9 protein-coding genes, 1 tRNA gene, 1 rRNA gene and 1 pseudogene are annotated in these 15,000 nt (G+C 64.4%); 6 read left to right on the plus strand and 6 right to left on the minus strand.

Annotated features, from left to right (window positions below):
* Positions 1-527, minus strand: a pseudogene (locus QX010_RS15975) (hypothetical protein); the annotation flags it as partial.
* 190 nt (positions 528-717) lie between these two features.
* Positions 718-1,449, minus strand: coding sequence for a BTAD domain-containing putative transcriptional regulator (locus QX010_RS15980; protein WP_316180465.1), 732 nt, complete (start codon positions 1,447-1,449; stop codon positions 718-720).
* Between the two features lie 374 nt (positions 1,450-1,823).
* On the opposite strand from QX010_RS15980, the gene QX010_RS15985 reads away from it, so the two are divergent.
* A complete protein-coding gene (locus QX010_RS15985) occupies positions 1,824-2,243 on the plus strand; it encodes a secondary thiamine-phosphate synthase enzyme YjbQ (RefSeq protein ID WP_316180467.1) in 420 nt (139 codons plus the stop codon).
* A gap of 278 nt (positions 2,244-2,521) precedes the next feature.
* Here the strand turns inward: QX010_RS15985 and QX010_RS15990 are convergent, their stop codons facing one another.
* Positions 2,522-3,409: an alpha/beta hydrolase gene (locus QX010_RS15990; protein WP_316180469.1), complete on the minus strand. Its 888-nt coding sequence runs from the start codon at positions 3,407-3,409 to the stop codon at positions 2,522-2,524.
* A 126-nt stretch (positions 3,410-3,535) separates the two neighbouring features.
* Here QX010_RS15990 and QX010_RS15995 point away from each other — a divergent pair, with 126 nt between their 5' ends.
* A complete protein-coding gene (locus tag QX010_RS15995) occupies positions 3,536-4,441 on the plus strand; it encodes a LysR family transcriptional regulator (protein WP_316180471.1) in 906 nt (301 codons plus the stop codon).
* Between the two features lie 113 nt (positions 4,442-4,554).
* Here QX010_RS15995 and QX010_RS16000 read toward each other — a convergent pair whose 3' ends face one another.
* A complete protein-coding gene (locus QX010_RS16000) occupies positions 4,555-5,418 on the minus strand; it encodes an alpha/beta hydrolase (protein ID WP_316180473.1) in 864 nt (287 codons plus the stop codon).
* A 257-nt stretch (positions 5,419-5,675) separates the two neighbouring features.
* Here QX010_RS16000 and QX010_RS16005 point away from each other — a divergent pair, with 257 nt between their 5' ends.
* Positions 5,676-6,332, plus strand: a complete 657-nt coding sequence (locus QX010_RS16005) for a TIGR02594 family protein (protein WP_316180475.1) — start codon at positions 5,676-5,678, stop codon at positions 6,330-6,332.
* Between the two features lie 205 nt (positions 6,333-6,537).
* On the opposite strand, the gene QX010_RS16010 is transcribed toward QX010_RS16005, so the two are convergent.
* A complete protein-coding gene (locus QX010_RS16010) occupies positions 6,538-7,323 on the minus strand; it encodes an MOSC domain-containing protein (protein WP_316180477.1) in 786 nt (261 codons plus the stop codon).
* Positions 7,324-7,546: 223 nt separating this feature from the next.
* Here QX010_RS16010 and clpB point away from each other — a divergent pair, with 223 nt between their 5' ends.
* The gene (gene clpB / locus QX010_RS16015; RefSeq protein WP_316180479.1) at positions 7,547-10,186 is read left to right on the plus strand and encodes an ATP-dependent chaperone ClpB; all 2,640 of its coding nucleotides are present in this window, start codon (positions 7,547-7,549) and stop codon (positions 10,184-10,186) included.
* A gap of 83 nt (positions 10,187-10,269) precedes the next feature.
* On the opposite strand, the gene QX010_RS16020 is transcribed toward clpB, so the two are convergent.
* Complete coding sequence (locus QX010_RS16020) at positions 10,270-12,333, minus strand: M23 family metallopeptidase (protein WP_315802896.1); 2,064 nt, start codon at positions 12,331-12,333, stop codon at positions 10,270-10,272.
* An 803-nt stretch (positions 12,334-13,136) separates the two neighbouring features.
* Between QX010_RS16020 and QX010_RS16025 the strand changes: the two genes are divergently transcribed.
* Both QX010_RS16025 and QX010_RS16030 read left to right on the plus strand, forming a co-directional pair.
* Positions 13,137-14,625: ribosomal RNA gene (locus QX010_RS16025) — 16S ribosomal RNA — on the plus strand.
* Between the two features lie 245 nt (positions 14,626-14,870).
* Positions 14,871-14,947 (plus strand) — tRNA-Ile (locus tag QX010_RS16030).
* Positions 14,948-15,000: the final 53 nt, after the last annotated feature.

Consider the following 15,000-nt stretch of genomic DNA (forward strand, 5'->3'; position numbering starts at 1 on the left):
ACGCCCTGACCGATCTTCTTGAGCACGCTCCAGAAGCCCTGCAGCTCCATGTCGGTCGGCTGTGCGGCGGTAGGGGCAGCCTGCGGACCGGCGCTGAAGATGCCGAGGTTGTGGCCGACATTGAGGCCGGTCTGGACGCCCTGACCGATCTTCTTGAGCACGCTCCAGAAGCCCTGCAGCTCCATGTCGGTCGGCTGTGCGGCGGTAGGGGCGGCCTGCGGACCGGCGCTGAAGATGCCGAGGTTGTGGCCGACATTGAGACCGGTCTGGACGCCCTGTCCGATCTTCTTGAGCACGCTCCAGAAGCCTTGCAGCTCCATCTCCGACGGCTGCTCGGTGCCGGGGCCGGCCGAGAACGGCGCGAACCCGCCGGCGATTCCACCGATGGCGCCGCCAAAGTCGCGGCCGGTCTTGCCGCCGATCAGGCGTCCGATCGCTTGTCCGGCGAACCTGCCGAGAACGGAGCCGAAGATCCCTTCGGGATTCAATTGACCATAGTCCTCAGTCGACTGCTGCATGCCACTCATGTTGAGTCTCCTCGCTCGTTGTCTGATCTTCGAGCGGCGCGCCGCTTGACCTCATCAGGAGTAGTTGCTGCGCGACGTCGATCGAGGGCGATGTTGCGCGTGTGGCCGTGATGCAAGTGTCAAGCAGGGCGTGAAAGTGCCGTCAAAATCGATCGTGTGTGGAACGCATGGAGCAAGGTCGCGCCGATCGTCAGACGCGGAGCATGCGCCTGATCTCACGCTGCAGGGATTCGGTTTCGCTCTCCGGCGTGGCGCCGACCTGCTTGCGCAGGATGGTGCGGCAGAAGTCATATTGACGCAGGGCGTCGGCACGGCGGCCCTGCTGCGCGTAGCAGCGCATCAAGGTGCGGTGGACGTCCTCCTGCAGCGGATCGGCGGCCAGCACACGCAATGAGAACGTCGTGGCGATCTCCACATGTTCCCGGCCGCCGACGTCGAGCAGGCCCGCGATCGCCCGGATCGCACGAGTCTTCAAGCGTTGACGCTCGGCGGAGAGCCACGCCTCGAACGCGCAGGACGTCGAGCTGATGCCGTCGAGCAATTCGCCGCGGAACAGCGTGGCGGCGCGGGCCATGGTTTCCAGATCGCCGAGTTGCAGCAGCAGCTCGAACTCCTGCACGTCGGTGGTGACGGCGTTCGGATGGATGCGGATGTCGTCGCGCTCCGCCGAGATGACGTCGGCGCATTGCGGCAGCACCCGGCGCAGCGTCAACAGCGCCTGGCGCAGGTTTGCGCGCGCATTGTCGCCGAAGCGGCCTTCCCACAGGAGTGCGGCAAGCTTGCTGCGTGAAATGCCGTGCGGAGAGGTGAGGGCGAGATAGCCCAGGAGCGTTGCCGCCTTGCGGCTTGGGATGACGACCTGCTCGCCCGAGACCCGTCTGATTTCAAGACCGCCAAACAGATTGATACGCAGCAAACTCATTGTCTCTCTCCTCTGAATGGCGACTCGCTGCGATCGGCGCCGGGCCTGCAGAAGTCGAGCTTCTCGTGCGATGAGATTTGAGCGGCTGCAGCCGGATCAGGTCTGCACGGTCGTCGCCCAAAGGCGAGCCGCCACGCTGTCGTTGTCATCGTCGAAATGAGATCGGCAATGCAGTTAAGTCTGTCCGCGCAACGTTCGGTTCAATCTTGGATTGTATGACGGAGCGAGACTGTGCCTCGTGGCTTGCAGTATGCACCCCATCGTGTCCAGTGTGGGCGAAGTCGGAACTGCGCGCTGTGAGCTGCGGCACACTCGAGGACCGACACGATCATGCTGTATCAGCAGCCATGGCAAACGAGATTGGAATTGTTCCGATGAAATCGTTCCGCAAGGAACTTTGGTTCCAGACGCCGGGCCGGCGGGCCTTCATCAACATCACGCGTGAGGTCGAGGCGGCGCTGAAGGAGAGCGGCGTGCGCGAGGGCCTCGTGCTCGTCAACGCCATGCACATCACGGCGTCGGTCTTCATCAACGACGACGAGAGCGGGCTGCATCACGACTATGAGCAATGGCTGGAGGAACTCGCCCCGCACGAGCCGGTGGCGGGCTATCGCCACAACCGCACCGGCGAGGACAATGCCGACGCCCACATGAAGCGCCAGATCATGGGCCGCGAGGTCGTGGTCGCGATCACGCAAGCCAAGCTCGACTTTGGCCCGTGGGAGCAGATCTTCTACGGCGAGTTCGACGGCGGACGGCGCAAGCGCGTGCTGATCAAGATCATCGGCGAGTAGGAGGACGCCGGAGCTTTCGGGCGTCATTGCGAGGAGCGCAAGCGACGAAGCAATCCAGGGGCCACGCGTGACGCCGTTCCGTGTGGCCCCTGGATCGCTTCGCTGGCGCTCGCGATGACGGAGGAGGGTGGGGAGCCTCGGCTGTCATGCCCGCGCAAGCGGGCATCCAGTACGCCGCGGCCTCTCGGAGGACACAGCGACCGGCGCGGGCGAGAGCGCGACTCGAGCCTCGGCTGTCGCGCTTGCCAGCACTCCGTGGTGTGACGATCCCTGTTGGATTAGGCCGCAGATGATGCGCGCGCTCTCTCGCCCGCGAACACCGCCTTGATCTCGGCTGCGACCTTCGGCGTGTTCTCGTCGAGCACGAAGTGTCCCGCGTCGAGCCACACCAGCTTTACGTCGGCGAGGTCGTTGAGATAGGCGCGGGCGCCGGGCGGGATGAAGAACGGATCGTGCTGGCCCCAGACGATCAGCGTCTTCGGGCCGTGGGCGCGGAAGGCCGCCTGCCACTCCGGATAGCGCGCGACGTTGGTCTGGTAGTTCTCCAGCAGATCGAGCTGGTAGTCCTGGGTGCCCGGACGGTCGAGCAGCGCCTGGTCGAGAGTCCAGTTGTCGGGATTGACGGCCTCGGGATCCTTGGCGCCGACCAGCCATTGGAACTTGGTGCCGTCGAGGCTCAGCAGCTCGCGAGCAGGCGCCTCGGTCTCCGGCGTGCGCGTCTCCCACAACGGCAGCAGCACCTTCTTCGGCGCCTCGCCGACCCCCTCCATATAGGCATTGGTATTCTGGAGGATGAAGCCTCTCACGCGCTCCGGCCGCTGCGTGAACAGGCGGAAGCCGACCGGCCCGCCATAGTCCTGCATGTAGAGAATGTAGGACTCGAGCCCGAGCACGTCGACGAGACCCGCGACATGCCGGGCGAGGTTGTCGAAGGTGTAGTCGAACTCTGCACGCGACGGCGCGTCGGAATGGCCGAATCCGATGTAGTCGGGCGCTACCAGATGGAAGCGATCGGCGAGCGCGGGGATCAGGTCGCGGAACATCTGGCTGCTGGTCGGCAGGCCATGCAGCAGCAGGATCGTCGGCGCCGTCGGGTCGCCGGCCTCGCGGTAGAAGACGTTGCGGCCGTGGACGGTCGCGGTTCGGAAGCGGGTCTGGGTGGTCATGGGGAAGCTCCTGGTCTCGGGCGGTCGGGTCTCGTTGGCCGCCCGTCACCCTGGTTCTATGCCTTCCAAAATCGGGCGCGAGTCGCTAGATTCGAGAAGAGGCCTCCCATTTTTTGGAAAGATACGTTGGATCGTCTGGACGCCATGGCGGTGCTGTTGGCCGCAGCCGAGGCCGGGAGTCTGTCGAAGGCCAGCCGGACGCTCGGGCTGCCGCTCGCGACGGTCAGCCGCAAGGTGGCCGAGCTCGAAGCGCATCTGAAGGCTTCGCTTCTGATCCGCTCGGCGAAGGGCCTGGAGCTGACGCCGGCGGGTCGGTCCTATGTCGCAGCGGCGCGCGCGATCCTGGAACAGGTCGCCGAGGCCGAGCGTGTCGCCAGCGGCGAATACTCCGAGCCCAAGGGCGATCTCGTGGTGACGGCGCCGATCATGTTCGGCCGGCTGCATGCGCTGCCTGTGGTGACGCGCTTCCTTGGCGCCTTTCCGGACGTGGCGGTCGATCTCGTGATGACCGATCGTGTCGCGCACTTTCTCGACGACCAGGTCGACGTCGCCCTGCGCATCGGCCAGTTGCCGGATTCGAGTTTGATCGCCACCCGGCTCGGCAGCGTCCGCCACGTCATCTGCGCCAGCCCGGATTATCTCGCCGCCAATGGCCGCCCGGCGCGGCCGGAGGATCTGGCACGGCACGGCGTGATCTCGTTCCAGAGCGTGTCGGTGCCCGGCACCTGGCCGTTCGAAGTCGACGGCGCCGAGATCCCCGCCAGCTTCCGCGCGCGCCTCGGCGTCAACACGATCGATGCGGCGATCGAAGCCGGCCTGTCGGGAGCGGGCCTGGTGCGGGCGTTGTCCTATCAAGTCGTCGATCATGTCCGCAGCGGCCGACTTCAGCTCGTGCTCGAAGCCTTCGAGCCGGCGCCGCGCCCGGTGCATCTCGTCTATGACGGCCAGACCCGGCTGCCGCTGAAGCTGCGCGCCTTCGTCGACTTCGCCGTGCCGCTGCTGCGGCAGCGGCTGGAGGAGGCGGCGATTTGAGGGACGTCTGGACGCACAGCGGCTGCTGCAAAACACGCTGTCATCGCCCGGCTTGACCGTGCGATCCAGTGCGCGGGCAATGACAGATGTAGTCGGAGCAGCAGCATGCCTCCTTATCCTGCCATCGACCTTGGATCGCGCGGTCCCCAGCGGCCGGCCTCGACCGGGGCGATAAAGCGCTCGACGGATGCGTTGAACAGCGCCGGCTCCTCCAGGTTCAACACATGTCCGGACTTCGGGAAGAACGTTAGCCCGGACGCCGGCAGATGCCGCTTGAGAAACAAACTCGGCGCGATGCAGGCGTCGTCCTCGTCGCCGCAGATGATCAGGGCCGGGGTTGTAACGCGGCGGATGGCGTCCGTCATGGTGTAGATCGATGGCCTGCTCCCCTGGAAGCCGCGCATGGTGTTGGCCGAGCCACGCGCGTCGTGGCGGGCGAGCGCGGCGTAGAAGTCGGCATGGCCGCGCGGGTCCTTGATGAGGAAGGGAATGCGGCCGGGGGCCTCGCGGGTGACCTTGGCGGTCTCGGCCGAGCCGAGCGTCTCGAACTGCTCGGCGGTGGCGCGGCACTGGGCGCGGAAGGCCTCGAGATGCTCGAGGCTGGAGCCCGAGCCGACGCCGGCCAGCACCATCGAGCGGATGCGATCCGGTGCGTTCAGTGCCACCTGCAGCGCGGAGTACGAGCCCATCGACAGGCCGACGAAATGGGCGCTGTCGATGCCGAGGTGGTCGAGCACGGCGATCGCGTCGGTGTAGAAATGCACGTGGCTATAGGCGTCGGGCGCGGCCGGCACGTCCGAGGGCGTGTAGCCGCGCGCGGAGTAGGCGATGCAGCGGTGGCGCCGCGCGAAGTAGCGCAGTTGCGGCTCCCAATTGGTGTGGTCGGCGGCGAACTCGTGCAGGAAGATCAGCGGCGTGCCCACGCCGACCTCTTCAAAATAGAGGCGAACGCCATCTTTGGCCGTTGCATGGGGCATTGTCAGCTCCTCCCGTGTCGCGTGCCTGATGATGACGAGTCGCGCGATACGCGACAACGTCCCGATCGACGGCCTTGTTTTCGCCGTAACATAGACTCGGAATCACCCTCTCGTCGCCAGGCTTTTGCCGTCGATGGTCATGGTTTCGTCACAGCGCAACATTTTACGGACCTCCGCTGGCGGCTTGCAGAGGGGCCGCGCTGAGGACCAGGGGGTGCCAAGTCAGGGTACTGGGGGAAGTAACAGAAGGATTGAGTATGGTTGTGTCTACCCTTCGCCGGTCGCTTCACATCGTTGCGCTGACCATGGGTGCGGCAGTCGTCGCCGTCACCGCAACACCGGCATCGGCCCGTCCGCATCACGGCTCGGGGCATCATGCCCACCGCAGCCACGGCGGCCATCACTACGCAAGGCATCATCACCACCGGCGTTCCGTCGCCCGGCTGTCGCGCTGGGAGCGCGGCGTGGCGCGGGTGCAGGTGAGCGGCGTTGCCGATGCGCAGGCCAGCGTCATGATGCCGGGCACGGCGTCCGACGGCATGGCCTCGTCCGGCGGCTTCGGTGGCGGCAGCAGCGTCGTCTCCGCGGCGCGCAGCTACATCGGCAGCGGCAATCCGACCGGCCGGCGCAGCCTGTGGTGCGCGCGCTTCATGAACATGGTGCTGGAGCGCACCGGCCATCGCGGCACCGGCTCCGACATGGCGCGCTCGTTTGCGAGCTATGGCCAGCGCGTCTCCGGCCCGCAGGTCGGCGCGATCGCGGTGATGAGCCGCCGCGGCGGCGGTCATGTCGGCGTGGTCTCGGGCGTCGATGCCCAGGGCAATCCGATCGTCATCTCCGGCAACAACGGCAACCGCGTCCGCGAGAGCGCGGTGTCGCGCGGCCGCGTGTATGCCTATGTGATGCCGAACTGAGAGCTCTCGAACTTGAACTGATGAGGTGAGCCCTCGCGGCTCGCGCGCTCTGCGCCTCCCCCGCTTGCGGGGGAGGTCGCATCGGAGAGGCGATGCGGGTCGGGGAAGTCTGTCCTCACGAAGATTTTCGCGTGTGGCGCCCCCACCCCGGCCCTCCCCCGCAAGCGGGAGAGGGGGCGCACCGTCGATGCGGTGAGTGCTCGAACTACACCAGCCGCAGCTGCTCGACCGCGAGTTCGTCGCCGACCGCGATGTCGCCGGCTGCGATCACCTCGGCGTAGATGCCGCATTCATTGTTGCCGCGCCGGGCCATGAGCGCCGGCGGGATGTCGAGGTCGCGGGCGGCGGTGTCCGGGTCGACGTTGACGGCGGCGCAGCGGGTGGTGGTCTTGACGACCTTGAGCCGCGCCGAACCGATGCGCAGCGTTTCGCCCATCAGCGAGGTCTCGTGCCAGGCCGGCCAGCCGGCGACGTAGACATTGGCGCGGAAGCGCAGCGGATGCACGGTCGCGCCGACCAAGGTCTCGATCTCCGCGATCGAGGCGAGGTTGATGATTGAGACCACCTTGCGCGCCAGATCCGTAAAGGCGTAGCCACCGCCCGACAGCAGCCTGACCGGGCCGCGCAGCTCGTCGGCAAACTCGCGCGCGAAGAACGCCTCGATGGCGGCGCGGCCGTCGGCGCTTTCGAGGTCGCCTTGGGCGACGATCGCGCCGTCCTTGCGGATGGTGAGGATGTTGGTCGCGTCGCCGAAGTGCGTCTTGAACCCGGCCAGGCGCTCATTGCGCATCAGCATCAGATACGCCGTTTTCGGCTTCCACACCGGCGCCGCCGGATCGAAGCCGGTTGGGCCGTTTTCCAGCGCGTAGCGGCGATCGGCCGGCAGCGTTTCGCCGACCCGTAACGGGGCCGTTTGCAGTGGTTCCGGGGTAAGGCCCTTGACCGGATAGCGGTACAGGCCGGCGATGCGCGCGGGAGGGGTCTGGCTCATGCCGCCTCATAGGAGATTCCCCTGGTCGCGGCCAGGGCACACGAATTTGTGAAGCGGCCCCTTCCGTTTTCGCACCGCCTTCCCACATTTCCACTCAAGCCGGGCGCAAGCCGGCGACGTCAATGGTTGCGGCGTTGATGGACGTCAACGTGCGCGGTCCGAAACCCAATGAAGATGCTGAAGCCGTGCCTTCGGGGCGTCACAGCAGGCTGAGGGAAACATCATGAATATCGACAAATATACCGAGCGCGCGCGGGGCTTCATCCAATCGGCGCAATCGCTGGCGATGCGCGACGGCCATCAGCAGTTTTCGCCGCTGCATCTGCTGAAGGTTCTGCTCGACGATAGCGAAGGCCTCGCGGGCGGTCTGATCGATCGCGCCGGCGGCAATTCGCGCGCAATTTTGAAGGCGACCGAGGACGCACTGGGCAAGCTGCCGAAAGTGTCGGGCAGCGGCGCCGGGCAGGTCTATCTGTCGCCCGAGCTGGCGCGCGCCTTCGACGCGGCGGAAAAGGCGGCCGAGAAGGCCGGCGACAGTTTCGTCACGGTGGAGCGCCTGCTGCTCGGGCTGACGCTGGAGAAGAACAGCGAGACCGGCGGCATCCTCGCCAAGGGCGGCGTGACCGCGCAGAATCTCAACGCGGCGATCGAGAGCCTGCGCAAGGGGCGCACGGCCGACTCGGCGACCGCCGAGAACGCCTATGATGCCTTGAAGAAATATGCCCGCGACCTGACCCAGGCGGCGCGCGACGGCAAGCTCGATCCGGTGATCGGCCGCGACGAGGAGATCCGCCGCACCATCCAGGTGCTGTCACGGCGCACCAAGAACAATCCCGTGCTGATCGGCGAGCCCGGCGTCGGCAAGACCGCGATCGTCGAAGGCCTCGCGCTGCGCATCGTCAATGGCGACGTGCCGGAGAGCCTGAAGGACAAGCGGCTGCTGTCGCTCGATCTCGGCGCACTGATTGCGGGCGCGAAATATCGCGGCGAGTTCGAGGAGCGGCTGAAATCCGTGCTGCAGGAGGTCACGGCCGCTGAAGGCACCTTCGTGCTGTTCATCGACGAGATGCACACCCTGATCGGCGCCGGCAAGGCCGACGGCGCCATGGATGCGTCGAACCTCTTGAAGCCCGCGCTCGCCCGCGGTGAGCTGCACTGCATCGGCGCGACCACGCTCGACGAATATCAGAAGCATGTCGAGAAGGACGCGGCGCTCGCGCGCAGGTTCCAACCGGTCTACGTCACCGAGCCCACGGTCGAGGACACCATCTCGATCCTGCGCGGCCTGAAGGACAAATACGAGCAGCATCACGGCGTGCGCATTACCGACTCCGCGCTGGTGGCGTCGGCCACGCTGTCGAACCGCTACATCACCGACCGTTTCCTGCCCGACAAGGCCATCGACCTGATGGACGAGGCGGCGGCGCGGCTGAAGATGCAGGTCGACAGCAAGCCCGAGGAACTGGACTCGCTCGACCGCGAGATCATCCGGCTCAAGATCGAGCAGGAGGCCTTGAAGAAGGAGAGCGATCTTGGCTCCAAGACGCGGCTGCAGGCGCTGGAGAAGGAGCTCGCCGATCTCGAGGAGAAGTCGGCGGCGCTGACGTCGAAATGGAGCGCCGAGAAGGACAAGCTGTCGAACGCGCAGAAGCTCAAGAGCGAGCTGGACGGCCTGCGGATCGAGCTCGCCAACGCGCAGCGCCGCGGCGAGTACCAGAAGGCGGGCGAGCTGGCCTATGGCCGCATCCCCGAGCTGGAGAAGCAACTGGCCGACATCGAGGCCAAGGAGAATGCCGGCGAGATGATGGAGGAGGCGGTCACCGCCAACCACATCGCGCAGGTGGTCTCGCGCTGGACCGGCGTGCCGGTCGACAAGATGCTCGAGGGCGAGAAGGACAAGCTGCTGCGCATGGAGGACTCGCTCGGCAAGCGCGTCGTCGGCCAGTTCGAGGCCGTGCATGCGGTTGCGACCGCCGTGCGGCGCTCGCGCGCCGGCCTGCAGGACCCGCACCGGCCGATGGGCTCGTTCATGTTCTTAGGCCCCACCGGCGTCGGCAAGACCGAGCTGACCAAGGCGCTCGCCGAGTATCTGTTCAACGACGAGACCGCGATGGTTCGGCTCGACATGTCCGAGTACATGGAGAAGCACTCGGTGTCGCGGCTGATCGGCGCGCCTCCCGGCTATGTCGGCTATGACGAGGGCGGGGCGCTCACCGAGGCCGTGCGCCGCCGGCCGTACCAGGTCGTCCTGTTCGACGAGATCGAGAAGGCGCATCCGGATGTCTTCAACGTGCTGCTTCAGGTGCTCGACGACGGCCGTCTGACCGACGGCCAGGGCCGCACCGTCGACTTCCGCAACACGCTGATCATCATGACGTCGAATCTCGGCTCCGAGTTCCTGGTCAACCAGCCGGAGGGCGAGGATACGTCCGAGGTCCGCGAATTGGTGATGGGCACGGTGCGGAGCCATTTCCGACCCGAGTTCCTCAACCGCGTCGATGAGATCATCCTGTTCCATCGGCTGCAGAAGAGCGAGATGGGCCGGATCGTCGAGATCCAGTTCGCCCGGCTCCAGAAGCTCCTGGAGGAGCGCAAGATCACGCTGTCGCTCGATGGCGACGCGCGCGACTGGCTCGCCGCCAAGGGCTGGGATCCGGCCTACGGTGCCCGTCCCTTGAAGCGGGTGATCCAGCGCAGCGTGCAGGATCCGCTCGCCGAGATGATTCTCGCCGGCGACATCAAGGATGGCGACAACGTCGCCATCTCGTCGGAAGGCAATGTGCTGACCTTCAACGGCAAGGCGCATCGTACGGCGGAGATCGCGACGTTCGAGGCGCCGATCCCGAAGCGCAAGCTGAACTGATCTCGAACATCCGCAGCACTCAAACGGCAACGGCCCGCGCCAAGCGCGGGCCGTTTGCGTTTGGAGCATGCTGAGGGGCAGGGCTACCGATTCACCTGGATCGGGCCGGCATCGGAGATGCGCGACGCACCGGGGCCTCGGCTGGTCATCATCTGGTCGACACGGTCGCGCTCCTTCTCGAAGCTCGCCATGATCGGGCCTTCCAGCGACCGGCCGCGCGGCAGCTTCACGCGCATCGGGTCGACGAAGCGGCCGTTAACCAGGATCTCGTAATGGACGTGCGGGCCGGTCGACATGCCGGTCGAGCCGACGAAACCGATGACCTGGCCCTGGCGCACGCGCTTGCCGGGCTCCATGCCCTTGGCAAAGGCCGACATGTGGCCGTAGGCGGTCTCATAGCCGTTGTTGTGCTTGATGCGGATGTATTTGCCGTAGCCGCCTTCCTGGCCGACCTTCTCGAGCACGCCGTTGCCGGAGGCGAAAATGGGGGTGCCGTAGGCGGTGGCCCAGTCGACGCCGGTGTGCATCTTGACGAAGCCGAGGATCGGATGGCGGCGTCCGCCGAAGCCGGAGCGCATGATCGCGTTGTTGACCGGCTTGCGCACCAGGAACTTCTTCGCGCTCTTGCCGGTCTCGTCGTAATAGTCGACGACGCTGTCGTCGGGGGTCTGGAACCGGTAGTATTTCTTGGTCTCGCCGCCGACCGTCAGGGAGGTGAACAGCACCTCGGTCTTGTCGTTGTTGCCGGGCTTGTCGTCGTCGTCGCCGGCATAGAAGACGTCGAACGAATCCCCGGGCTGCACCTTGCGCTGGAAATCGACGTCGTAGGAGTAGATGCGGATCATGTCCTCGATGACCGGCGTGGGCACCTTGTTGCGCATCGCCGTCTCGTAGATGCTCTGATAGAGGCGGACACCGGTGCCGTCATCTTCCTCATCATTGGTGTTGTCAGCGGTCTCGGTGACCGTGTTCATGCTCTGCGCGTCGACGGCGACGTATCGTCCGAGGTCCGAAAGCGCGGCCACCGCCTCGATCATGGTGTCGTTGGCGACGATGACGCGGAACGGCTGCAGCCGGGCGCCGGGGGCAGGGCTGGATGGCGCCATCAGGATGCGCAGTTTCTCGCCTTCCTTCAGGCCGCCGTCACGGCCGCGCGGGCCGAGCTGGGCGGCGATCGCCTTGGCTTCGTCGGGCGTCGCGCCCTGGTCGCGCAGGATCGAGGCGACGGTATCGCCCTTCTTGACCAGGTGAACCCGCTCGCCGAGCGGATTGCCGCCGGTGATCTGGTCCTTGGTCTTGGGCAGCAAGGTGACATTTTCCGGCACCACCCGGGTCTCGAAGCCGGCGTAAGGATCGGGCGAGGTGCCGTCATTGGCATAGGACAGTTTCAGGTCGCCGCCTTGGACGGCCTGCGCGCCGGCCGCGTCGGCGGCGGCATTGGCAAGTGAGGCGTAGCGCACGCCGCCATTGTTGCCGCGCCAGTTCGCCGCATCACGGACCCGCATGACGATTTCGTCGAGCGCCACCGAGGTCGCGATCTTCGCCTTGGGGAGCACGGCGGCGAGATCCTTGGTCACGAATGAGACCTCGGCGTCGGGCTCGACGGCCTCGGGATTGTTCGGATCCTCGCCGGACCCCGTCTTGTCGTTGTCGGTGTCGCTCAGCAGGCGCTGGGCGTTGAAGGGCGGGATCTTGGCGGACAGATCGCTGGTCGCCATCGACAGGTTGCCCGAGATCCGGACGTAGGGACGGACCCGGATCAGCTCGCGCGAACCCGCGCGGGTAACGGTCGAGATGCGCACCACGTTGCGCGCCGCGGCGGCTTCGCTCGGCGGGGGCAGGCGGTCGCTCTTGCGCAAGGTGGCGACGCGGTCGTTGGCGCCGAAGGCGCCGCGCAGCGCGCTTTCCATCCGCTCCGGCATGCGTGCGAAGGTCATTTCGCCATCGAGCGACGCAAAAACGGCGCCGCCGATGAGGGCTGCGCCGCACAGACCAGTCAGAATCGTACCGGAGAACCATTGCACGGAGACGCGGCGGCGATCGATCACCGCGGCTTCGGAGCCATCGACCGATAGCGGCGGCTCATGACCGAGATCGATCATGCCGATCTCGCGCCCATACCCCCCGCGTGACGTCCGATGGCTCAACCTTCGTCCCCCAAGTTCAAAGTCAGCACCGAGATCACTCAGCTGCCGGTTGGCTTAACGTCCAAGACAAACGGCTCGGAATGATGGCGCGCTTCTGACGGTTCGAGACTCTCTGGCCCGAAAGCCGGACTCCACGAACCGCTATTGTTCTTCAGGATCTCTCGATGTCGTCTCGGCCGTATCAGGCGAAGGGCTCGCCGCTTCCTTGATCTGGATCATCCTTGAATCGATGGCAGTCCCCGCTGGACCCAAATCAACCCAGGTCGATGCTTAACAAATCGTCGCAGGATTGTGGCCCAAGTGGGGCACGAAGTCCGCAAGAAATCGGGGTTCTCCTGCTGTCCGGAAAAAAATGATTCGATGCGACGATTTGTTGACATTGGGCGTTGACACCCCGATCGGCCCCCCCTATAAACCCGATCACTGAGCGCGGCGCCGCTTCGGGACACACCGAGGCGAGCATTCGCGCCAATATTGCTCCTCACTTTCGTTGAGTGATGCACAACCGGTAAAACCCGGTTGCTCATCGACGTCGAAAAAGGTTGAGCGACCCCTCCACATGAGGGTGGGACCGAGGTCCCGGGCTGTTTGACAAGTGAAGATGAAGAAAGAGAAACGTGGACGGCGGAGTCCTTGCGGGTCTCGGGATTGAGGGCTTCGGCTTTTGGTTCTGAGATCGGACGAGAAGACTTCGGCGGACAATGTTTCAAAGGTAACACCATGGTTTTCGCGCTGTGAAGCGTGGAGATCGATTGGTGGGACCTCGTCAAACGTTGTGATCAGCCGGTTCAAAGCTTCAAGTTCAACTTGAGAGTTTGATCCTGGCTCAGAGCGAACGCTGGCGGCAGGCTTAACACATGCAAGTCGAGCGGGCGTAGCAATACGTCAGCGGCAGACGGGTGAGTAACGCGTGGGAACGTACCTTTTGGTTCGGAACAACACAGGGAAACTTGTGCTAATACCGGATAAGCCCTTACGGGGAAAGATTTATCGCCGAAAGATCGGCCCGCGTCTGATTAGCTAGTTGGTGGGGTAATGGCCCACCAAGGCGACGATCAGTAGCTGGTCTGAGAGGATGATCAGCCACATTGGGACTGAGACACGGCCCAAACTCCTACGGGAGGCAGCAGTGGGGAATATTGGACAATGGGGGCAACCCTGATCCAGCCATGCCGCGTGAGTGATGAAGGCCCTAGGGTTGTAAAGCTCTTTTGTGCGGGAAGATAATGACGGTACCGCAAGAATAAGCCCCGGCTAACTTCGTGCCAGCAGCCGCGGTAATACGAAGGGGGCTAGCGTTGCTCGGAATCACTGGGCGTAAAGGGTGCGTAGGCGGGTCTTTAAGTCAGGGGTGAAATCCTGGAGCTCAACTCCAGAACTGCCTTTGATACTGAAGATCTTGAGTTCGGGAGAGGTGAGTGGAACTGCGAGTGTAGAGGTGAAATTCGTAGATATTCGCAAGAACACCAGTGGCGAAGGCGGCTCACTGGCCCGATACTGACGCTGAGGCACGAAAGCGTGGGGAGCAAACAGGATTAGATACCCTGGTAGTCCACGCCGTAAACGATGAATGCCAGCCGTTGGTGGGTTTACTCACCAGTGGCGCAGCTAACGCTTTAAGCATTCCGCCTGGGGAGTACGGTCGCAAGATTAAAACTCAAAGGAATTGACGGGGGCCCGCACAAGCGGTGGAGCATGTGGTTTAATTCGACGCAACGCGCAGAACCTTACCAGCCCTTGACATGTTTGGGACCGGTCGCAGAGACGTGACCTTCTCTTCGGAGCCCGAAACACAGGTGCTGCATGGCTGTCGTCAGCTCGTGTCGTGAGATGTTGGGTTAAGTCCCGCAACGAGCGCAACCCCCGTCCTTAGTTGCTACCATTTAGTTGAGCACTCTAAGGAGACTGCCGGTGATAAGCCGCGAGGAAGGTGGGGATGACGTCAAGTCCTCATGGCCCTTACGGGCTGGGCTACACACGTGCTACAATGGCGGTGACAGTGGGAAGCTAAGGGGCAACCCTTCGCAAATCTCAAAAAGCCGTCTCAGTTCGGATTGGGCTCTGCAACTCGAGCCCATGAAGTTGGAATCGCTAGTAATCGTGGATCAGCACGCCACGGTGAATACGTTCCCGGGCCTTGTACACACCGCCCGTCACACCATGGGAGTTGGCTTTACCTGAAGGCGGTGCGCTAACCAGCAATGGAGGCAGCCGACCACGGTAGGGTCAGCGACTGGGGTGAAGTCGTAACAAGGTAGCCGTAGGGGAACCTGCGGCTGGATCACCTCCTTTCTAAGGATGGCTCTTCAGCTAAGGTCTTCGGACCACGATCTTCGGATCGCGCGCTATCGAGCTGTTTTAGAAACATCAGGGGCCATCAAGATCGCCAGATCTTGCTTGAGCTCCATTGGCGGGATTTCGCCGTCTTCGTTTCTCTTTCTTCGCGGACGAACACGCTGCCTGGGGCTGCGCGGTTGCTGCTTTTGCTCTGTAGGCTTGGCCTCTAGGGGTAGGGCGGTGACGAGCTTCGAGCGTTAGGGCTTGTAGCTCAGTTGGTTAGAGCGCGCGCTTGATAAGCGTGAGGTCGGAAGTTCAAGTCTTCCCAGGCCCACCAGCCTTCGCGCCTCACGGCGCTTCGGCTCGGCAAGCCAGAAGATGCGCGAAGGC

The sequence above is a fragment of the Bradyrhizobium sp. SZCCHNRI1009 genome (assembly GCF_032487575.1).
GTDB lineage: Bacteria > Pseudomonadota > Alphaproteobacteria > Rhizobiales > Xanthobacteraceae > Bradyrhizobium.